The organism is Ruegeria sp. BHSA118, assembly GCF_059613405.1.
Genome location: NZ_JBXWSM010000153.1, coordinates 1 through 1,811 on the forward strand (window position 1 = coordinate 1; position 1,811 = coordinate 1,811).

Annotated in this window: 3 protein-coding genes; all 3 read right to left on the reverse strand. The window is 62.1% G+C overall.

The window, feature by feature from the left end; genetic code table 11:
- On the reverse strand, positions 1-609 hold a 609-nt coding region (locus AC2FNN_RS21560), incomplete at its 3' end, for an FAD-dependent oxidoreductase (protein ID WP_496760563.1).
- On the reverse strand, positions 606-1,385 hold the full coding sequence (locus AC2FNN_RS21565; RefSeq protein WP_171230503.1) for a class I SAM-dependent methyltransferase: 780 nt from the start codon (positions 1,383-1,385) through the stop codon (positions 606-608). The genes AC2FNN_RS21565 and AC2FNN_RS21560, both read right to left, overlap by 4 nt.
- A gap of 13 nt (positions 1,386-1,398) precedes the next feature.
- Positions 1,399-1,811 (reverse strand): NAD-dependent epimerase/dehydratase family protein (locus tag AC2FNN_RS21570; RefSeq protein WP_496760565.1); only part of this gene is annotated, 413 nt, incomplete at its 5' end.

A 1,811-nucleotide genomic window follows, 5' to 3' on the forward strand; every position in this document is an offset into this window, starting at 1 on the left:
AACCGCCTGCCGCGCCAGACCGACATGCATCCCAGCCCCCTGCAATGCCTGCGCCTTCTGCCTGGAACGGGCCAGCAGCATCTCGGCCTGCGCGGTTGGTGGAACGGGTGCTCGACCTGTCATATCGCAGGCCGGAAAGAGATCCTGCAGCCCGTCCTTTTGCCCGGACACAGGCATTATTTCCGCCACCGCCCTGTAATGTGGGGCAAGATCGTCGGCTGTTATAGGCCAGTCGTCGATATCCGCCTGCCGATACGGCAAGACCGCAGCGCCCCAGACGTTGGACAGCCCGCCCGCCGCCCGCGAGGCGCGCAAGGCAAACCAATCCGCCCCGTCAGCCAGCGTGCGGGCCGGTGAGGCCAGCGCATAACCTGTCCCATAGCGCCACACCTCGCCCTCCGGGGCCTGAAACTGAGGCTCCATCCAGGCGGCCCGCGCTTCAGCACTCCAGTCTTCGGCGCGTGTTCGGGACATCTGCTGCACCCGGTCCGTGACCCCGGGCCCGGGTTCCACCCCGGCATCCAGCATCGTGACCGTCCTCCCTCGCGCCAGCAAGGCCCGAGCGACGGAAACCCCGGCAGGCCCGGACCCTATGACAAGATCGCTCACTGCGCCTTTACTGCCCGGACCAGAACCAGCATTTCATAGTTGGGATCATGGGTGGACAGTTCTTCGGGCGCAATTTCACTGGCCCCAAGGCCGTGCAGGTTGCAGATGCAGGTAAAGACATTGCCAACGGTCGACACCTCGACATTTTCTGCCGGGAAGACCGCCCGGAACAGGCGGCGCTTGGACTGGCTGGTGAAATGCCAGTATTCGCCCCAGTCATCCACGCCTTCGCGCCGCGCCACACGGGTCATCCCATGCGAGGTGCACAGCACCACGCCACCGGGCTTGAGAATGCGTTCCAGCGTTGCGATCGCCTTGTCGACCTCAAAGATCATCTGAAGGGTCTGGGTGATGATGATGCAGTCGAAACTGTTGTCGGGAATATGCGGCGCATCGGTGATATCCGCCACGATGGTCGCTTGCGGATTGCCCTCGACATAGCTCAGCACATCCGCCTGCGTGACCCGATCACCGCCGAATTTCTTGATATAGGCCGGATCGCCGAATTCCAGAACCCGGCCACGGATATCGTCGCTGTGGTTTTGCAGGAACTCTTCCATGTAATGGCGTTCGATGGTCAGAAGGTCGCGATCCTGCCCGAACACGGCGCTGATCGGCGACAATCGTCGCAAGCCGCCGAAATCGACCGACCCTACCGGCACCGACTGAAGATTGTGCAATCGCTGCTGCTTGCGGATCCATTTGCGCAGCCGTTCCGGCAGCAGCACAGTCGCGGTGTCGCGCACCAGCTTTTCAACTCTTTGTCCCGGTGTCATCGTGTTCGGCTCTTCATGCGTAGGCTTTGGCGCGTTTCTCGGCCATGATGTCAGCGATGATGTCGTCCAGCGTGCGCGCCGGGCTGAACCCGGTGAACCGCCGCAGCTTCGAGACATCCGGCAGACGGCGGGCCATGTCTTCGAACCCTTCGGGATAGACCTCTTCATAGGGCACCAGACGGATTTCGGACGCAGACCCTGTTGCGGCAATCACCTTTTCGGCCAGCCCCCGGATCGTCACTTCCTGCTCACCACCGATATTGAAGACCTGCCCCCGGGCTTCGGGAACATCGAGCAAACGCATGAGCGCCTCGATCACATCGGCCACATGGCTGAAACAGCGCGATTGCTCGCCGGTGCCATGAACCTGAATCGGCTGTCCGGCCAGGGCCGCTTCGATGAAGTTCGGAACAACCATGCCATAAC